The sequence below is a fragment of the Enterobacter sp. CM29 genome, assembly GCF_013179605.1.
Taxonomy (GTDB): Bacteria; Pseudomonadota; Gammaproteobacteria; order Enterobacterales; family Enterobacteriaceae; genus Enterobacter; species Enterobacter intestinihominis.
On record NZ_JABMCU010000236.1, the window covers coordinates 1 to 5,907 of the forward strand.

The following is a 5,907-nucleotide window of genomic DNA, read 5'->3' on the forward strand; positions in this document are numbered from 1 at the left end:
AGATAAGTGCTGAAAGCATCTAAGCACGAAACTTGCCCCGAGATGAGTTCTCCCTGAGACTTTAAGTCTCCTGAAGGAACGTTGAAGACGACGACGTTGATAGGTCGGGTGTGTAAGCGCAGCGATGCGTTGAGCTAACCGATACTAATGAACCGTGAGGCTTAACCTTACAACGCCGAAGCTGTTTCGGCGAAGAGACAGACACGATTTTCAGCCTGATACAGATTAACAGAATTTGCCTGGCGGCTTTAGCGCGGTGGTCCCACCTGACCCCATGCCGAACTCAGAAGTGAAACGCCGTAGCGCCGATGGTAGTGTGGGGTCTCCCCATGTGAGAGTAGGGAACTGCCAGGCATCAAACAGAAAGAACCCCGTACCGGAAGGTGCGGGGTTTTTTGCTTTGTGCACGGAAAAACATGCCGGATGGCGGCTTCCCCTTATCTGGCATGCGGGTTTTGTAGGTCCGGTAAGCGCAGCGCCACCGGGCAATGCCGGCCGCACGACCTCATCGGGAAGAGATACAGGAATAAAATTTAGGTAAGGTTTTGATAAGCGCAGAAAAGCAAAAACCCAGCCATAGGCTGGGTTCTTTAAATAGTGGTGCCCGGACTCGGAATCGAACCAAGGACACGGGGATTTTCAATCCCCTGCTCTACCGACTGAGCTATCCGGGCAACGGAGCGCATTAAACCGCAATCGCGCGCGATCGTCAACATTATTTCGGGAAAAGCTGTTCAACTGCTTAAGTTTGCGGCAATCTGTCCGTTTGTGCGCTGAAAGTGCACAAATCTTCCAGACAGTTCAGGCAAGATGTGACAATGCTGACGGTAAGAGGAGGGCAGTATGGCAAACGACTGGCTTGAGCTGCGTCAGCATGCAGAAACAGGTATTGAGACAATCAAGGCGCATTTCGAAGGACACGCCTTTGATCCCCACTGGCATGATAGCTATCTGGTCGGAATAACCCTTTCCGGTACGCAGCAGTTCCACTGTCGCCGTGAACGCCACCGTAGCCAGCCGGGCGATGCTTTTTTACTTGAGCCTGGTGAAATACATGACGGTGATGCACCGGTAGAGGGTGGCTTTACTTATCTGACCTTTTATCTGGATGAACACTGGCTCACCCGTACGCTTCAAGGGCTGTATGACTCTACTCCCGGGAGTTACACCCTCCACTTTGCCCAAACGCTGACGCGAGAGCCTCAGCTGGTGCGCGCTATCGGTGATACATTTGCCTCGCTGCATAACGATGAGATGAAGATCGTACAACAGAGCACAATGGATAACCTGCTCACTAAGATTACAGCCCACTGCCACTGGCGGAAGAAACTCCCGTCGCAGTTACAAAGCTCCGCTGTGGCGCATCGTGCCCGCGACTATCTCTATGCGCATATCGGCGAGAACGTGGGGCTGTCAGACCTTGCGCGGGAGACGGGGACGGATCGCTTTACGCTCACCCGCTGCTTTAAGCGCGAATTTCACCTTGCGCCGCACGCCTGGCTTATCCAGCTGCGCCTGGCAAAGGCCCGACAGATGCTGGCGTATGGGGAACTGCCTGTTGATGTGGCGACGGCAGTAGGTTTTGCCGATCAAAGCCATCTTGGTCGCTGGTTCCAGCGGGCGTACCGTATTTCTCCGGCACACTACCGTCGGTTGTGCACAAACCTTCCAGACGTTTCCAGAAAATAACGGCACATTCATGGCTCTACTAAAAGGAGCCACCTGTGAATTTAATACCCTTCCTGCTGTTTGCATTTGTCGCCTCGATTACGCCGGGGCCAACCAACATTCTGGTACTGGCTAACAGTCAGCACTTTGGCGTAAAAAATACGGTTCCTGCGATCCTGGGCGGGTGTATTGCCGCCAGCGCTATTGTTCTGGTTTCAGGCGCTGGGGCAGGAGAAGTGTTACGCCAGTATCCACTGATACGTCAGGTAATGAGCTGGGCGGGTGTGCTGTGGCTTTCCTGGATGAGCTGGCAGCTGTTTAGCGCCCCGGCCACGAATCTCTCCTCCAGGCGTCATGTCCGATTTACCGCGCGGGCAGCGGCGTTATTACAGGTTGTAAACCCAAAAACCTGGATGATGGCGCTGGCCGTCGTCAGCCTGTTTGCTCCGGCAAGCGACCATGCATTACGGGATATTTCGCTGATGGCGCTATGGTTTCTGGCGATCTCAGTGGTCTGTTTGTTGTGCTGGGCGTGGCTGGGGAAGGCGGTGAACCGGATTTTCCGCACCACCGCGGCGATGGTGCGATTTCAACGTGCAATGGCGCTGTGTTTGTTTATTTCCGCCTGGACGGGAATGCTGGCTTAGGTCAGTGCACCACCCATACGGCACTGCGCAAACCGCAAAATATCTTCCGCCAGACGGTGCGCCGTATCCACATCCGCCTGGCTACGGTTCACCAGCATGCGGCTCAGGCAACCTTCCAGCACCAGCTCCATCTGCTTCGCGACCATTGCCGGATCATCCACTTCAAGTGTGGTCAACAACTCGTGTGTGAACTCGTGCGCGGCTCGTTTTTGCTGATCTGCCAGCTGATGGATGGGGTGCCCGGGATCGGGGAAGTAGGTGCAGGCGGCGATAAACAGACAGCCTGGGTAACGGTTGTTGGTGACACACTCCGTCAGTGCGGTATAGCGTGCCAGCAGCTTTTGCTCGGTGGTCAGCTCTTCATTCAGCATCAGTTGCCTGCGCCAGATATCCACCTGCTGGCTGAGATAGCGCAGGGCATCATACAGCAGCGCCTCTTTATCCGGCCAGAAGCGCTTAAGTTCATCCAGAGGGTAATCGATACGGTCGGCTACCATCTCAAGCGTGGTGCTGGCGATCCCTTGAATCTCAAGTAATTGCAGGGCTTGTCCCAGTACGTCTTCGCGTTGCACGGTTATCTCCTCCGCTATTCCCAACGGTTTGTCCCGTCTAAAGTGTTGTTTACGGTTGGCGATTGCGCAAATACGCGTTGAATGCCGTCGCGTCCATAAACCCGGTTACACGCTGCGTCAGCTGTTCTTCCCCCTGTTCATTGAAGAACAGGATGGTAGGCAGCCCGAGCACGTTAAGTTGCTTCAGCAGAGCCTTATCCTGCGCGCTGTTGGCGGTAACGTTCGCCTGGAGCAGAACGGTATCGCTCAGCGCATGTTGTACCTGCGGATCGCTGAAGGTGTATTTTTCAAACTCTTTGCAGGCCACGCACCAGTCGGCATAGAGATCGAGCATGACCGGTTTGCCTTTCGCCTGCACCAGGGCGCGGTTAAGGTCATCCACGTTTTTAATCTGTATAAAATTCAGATGAGCCTGTGTTTGACCTGTCGGGGTGCCAAACGCCCAGTCCTGTAACGGACGGACGCTCACCAGCGTGGCCGCCAGCAGAAGGATCTGTAGCAGGCGCATCCACGGTTTCTTCGCACCCAGACTCACGATAAATGCCCAGCTGAAGAAGGCCACGCCGAGCATAGCCCACAGACGCGTACCCCACACATCACCGATGATGCGTTCCAGCAGGAAGACCGGTAGCGCCAGAATGACAAAACCAAACGCGGTTTTCACTGTCTCCATCCACGGGCCGCTCTTCGGCAGCAGACGATTGCCAAATACCGTCACAAGGATCAGCGGCAGACCCATGCCGAGCGCGTAAAGGTACAGTGTGCCGCCGCCGAGCCAAAGGTTGCCGCTCTGGGCAATGTATAACAGGATGGCGCTCAGCGGCGCGGTGGTGCAGGGGGAGCAAATCAGCCCGGCGATGGCACCCATGGCGAACACGCCGCCCGCAGAGCCCCCCTGCTGACGGTTGCTCATTAGCGTCAGACGGGTTTGCAGGGAAGAGGGCAGTTGCAGGGTGAACAGGCCAAACATCGACAGCGCCAGCAGAATAAACACTGCTGACAGTCCGATAAGCACATAAGGGTGCTGAAGGGCGGCCTGGAACTGCAACCCGGCAGCGGCGACCACGAGGCCGAGCGCCGTATAGGTTAACGCCATGCCCTGCACATAGATAAAGGCCAGCAACAGCGCGCGGGCGGTGGAAAGGCGTTGCTTACCACCCAGCACGATGCCAGAGATAAGCGGGTACATAGGCAGTACGCAGGGCGTAAAGGCGATGCCGATACCAATCAATAACGCCCAAAGCGCTGAGAACGGAAGGTCTGAAGCGGCTTCGCCTTCACCCCTCACACTGGCCATTTCCCCTGAGGGGAGAGGGGAGGCCGCCGCTTTCACTTCGCTAAGCGGAACGACCTTTGTTTCAGGGGGATAGCAGAAGCCCGCATCGGCGCAACCCTGATACGTCACCGTCAGGGTAGCGCCTTTATCCGCCTGATTCACCGTGACGGGCACGCTTAAGCGCTGGCGATAAATTTCACTTTTACCGTAGAACTCGTCCTCGTGCCATTCGCCAGCGGGCATCTGCAATGCGCCGACGTCAGCCTTTGCCGGCGTGATGCTGACCTGCTTGCGATAGAGGTAGTAACCCTCTTTCACCTGCCAGGTGAGGCTGAGATCGTGCTGGTTTTGCTGAAAGTCGAAAACGAATGCCTGGTCGGCAGGAATAAAGTTCGAACGGCCGGGCGCGTCAAACAACCCGGCAAAAACTGACGTGCTGCACAGCAGCAGGATCAGCGTAAAGAAGCGTTGAGCCATGAGAGATAATCGTTATCGCCGTGGACCACTGGCAGCACCAGCAGCTCCGGGGTTTGGTAAGGATGATGAGACTTGAGGCAGTCGAGGAGCGCCTGCTGGTTGGTCAGATTGGTTTTGAGCAACATCTGGACTTCGTACTCTTGCTCCAGCTTGCCTTCCCAGTAATAAAGGGAGGTGGCGCCGGGAAGTAGCGTGACGCAGGCAGCCAGTTTTTCGGCCAGCACTTTGGCGGCGAGATCCTGGGCAGAAGCTTCATCAGGGGCGGTACACAGTACAACAACAGCATCAGGCGTGTTCACAAGTCGACCTCCTCATCACGAAAGTCTTCACTATATCACGCCATGTGATTGGTCATTAATGAAACGGGCCGCAGCGCGGCCCGTTTTTAACTATTTTTACAACGGCTAACCGTTTACAGCACAATGCCGCCGATGATAAAGCCGAGGACCACGCAGAGCGTAATCGCCACCACGCCCGGGATGAGGAACGCGTGGTTAAACACGTATTTACCGATACGGGTCGAGCCGGTGTCATCCATCTCAACCGCGGCCAGCAGGGTTGGGTAGGTTGGCAGCACGAACAGGGCGGAAACCGCCGCGAAAGAGGCAATCGCCGTCAGCGGCGTCACGCCCAGCATCAGTGCCGCAGGCATTAGCGCTTTGGTGGTCGCAGCCTGGGAGTACAGCAGCGTTGCGGCAAAGAACAGCACCACCGCCAGTAGCCACGGATAGTTGTGCAGCAGGTCGCCTGCAACTGTCTGGATATCGCTGATGTGCGCTTTCACGAAGGTGTCACCGAGCCACGCCACACCCAGCACGCACACGCAGGCGCTCATACCGGATTTGAAGGTGCTGGCGTTCAGCACTTCGCTGGTGTCGATTTTACAGGTGATACTGATCAGCGTCGCGATGGTCAGCATAAATACCACAATCGCTTCGTTACGCGGCAGAACCGGGTTCTGGATCAGACCTACCGTATCGCTGATGGCGGTCGCGTAGAACATCACGGCGACGATACCAATCAGGAACAGCAGCACGGAGCGTTTTGCATGCGGCTTCAGCTCAAAGACCTGGCTACCGCGCAGGCTCACTTCACCTTTTGCCAGACGCTCCTGGTAAACCGGATCGTCTTTCAGCTCGGCGCCGAGGAAGTTACACAGCACGGCAGTGATCATTACTGCAATCAGCGTGACCGGAATACAGATCGCCAGCAGCGTCAGATAACTTACGCCCATCGGCTCGAGGATACCCGCGAAAAAGACCACCGC

Annotated in this window: 6 protein-coding genes, 1 tRNA gene and 2 rRNA genes; 4 read left to right on the top strand and 5 right to left on the bottom strand. The window is 56.0% G+C overall.

Annotated features, from left to right (window positions below; translation table 11 throughout):
* Together HP459_RS20570 and rrf are read left to right on the top strand one after the other, a co-directional pair.
* A 23S ribosomal RNA gene (locus HP459_RS20570) occupies positions 1 to 169 on the top strand; the annotation flags it as partial.
* A 69-nt stretch (positions 170 to 238) separates the two neighbouring features.
* Positions 239 to 354: ribosomal RNA gene (rrf, locus tag HP459_RS20575) — 5S ribosomal RNA — on the top strand.
* 244 nt (positions 355 to 598) lie between these two features.
* On the opposite strand, the gene HP459_RS20580 is transcribed toward rrf, so the two are convergent.
* A tRNA-Phe gene (locus tag HP459_RS20580) sits at positions 599 to 674 on the bottom strand.
* A 169-nt stretch (positions 675 to 843) separates the two neighbouring features.
* On the opposite strand from HP459_RS20580, the gene HP459_RS20585 reads away from it, so the two are divergent.
* Both HP459_RS20585 and HP459_RS20590 read left to right on the top strand, forming a co-directional pair.
* The gene (locus HP459_RS20585; protein WP_023299117.1) at positions 844 to 1,689 is read left to right on the top strand and encodes an AraC family transcriptional regulator; all 846 of its coding nucleotides are present in this window, start codon (positions 844 to 846) and stop codon (positions 1,687 to 1,689) included.
* A 35-nt stretch (positions 1,690 to 1,724) separates the two neighbouring features.
* Complete coding sequence (locus HP459_RS20590; RefSeq protein ID WP_171936751.1) at positions 1,725 to 2,315, top strand: LysE family transporter; 591 nt, start codon at positions 1,725 to 1,727, stop codon at positions 2,313 to 2,315.
* On the opposite strand, the gene HP459_RS20595 is transcribed toward HP459_RS20590, so the two are convergent.
* The 4 genes from HP459_RS20595 to HP459_RS20610 all read right to left on the bottom strand — a co-directional run.
* Positions 2,312 to 2,887, bottom strand: a complete 576-nt coding sequence (locus tag HP459_RS20595) for a transcriptional regulator (protein ID WP_022646797.1) — start codon at positions 2,885 to 2,887, stop codon at positions 2,312 to 2,314. The genes HP459_RS20590 and HP459_RS20595 overlap by 4 nt on opposite strands.
* 49 nt (positions 2,888 to 2,936) lie before the next feature.
* Positions 2,937 to 4,640 carry a protein-disulfide reductase DsbD gene (locus tag HP459_RS20600; protein ID WP_171936752.1) on the bottom strand — a complete coding sequence of 568 codons (1,704 nt, stop codon included), beginning with the start codon at positions 4,638 to 4,640 and terminating at the stop codon, positions 2,937 to 2,939.
* Positions 4,616 to 4,939, bottom strand: a complete 324-nt coding sequence (gene cutA / locus HP459_RS20605; RefSeq protein ID WP_003855908.1) for a divalent cation tolerance protein CutA — start codon at positions 4,937 to 4,939, stop codon at positions 4,616 to 4,618. The genes HP459_RS20600 and cutA overlap by 25 nt, the downstream gene beginning before the upstream one ends.
* A 113-nt stretch (positions 4,940 to 5,052) precedes the next feature.
* The coding region (locus HP459_RS20610; protein ID WP_171936753.1) for an anaerobic C4-dicarboxylate transporter family protein at positions 5,053 to 5,907 on the bottom strand (855 nt) is incomplete at its 5' end.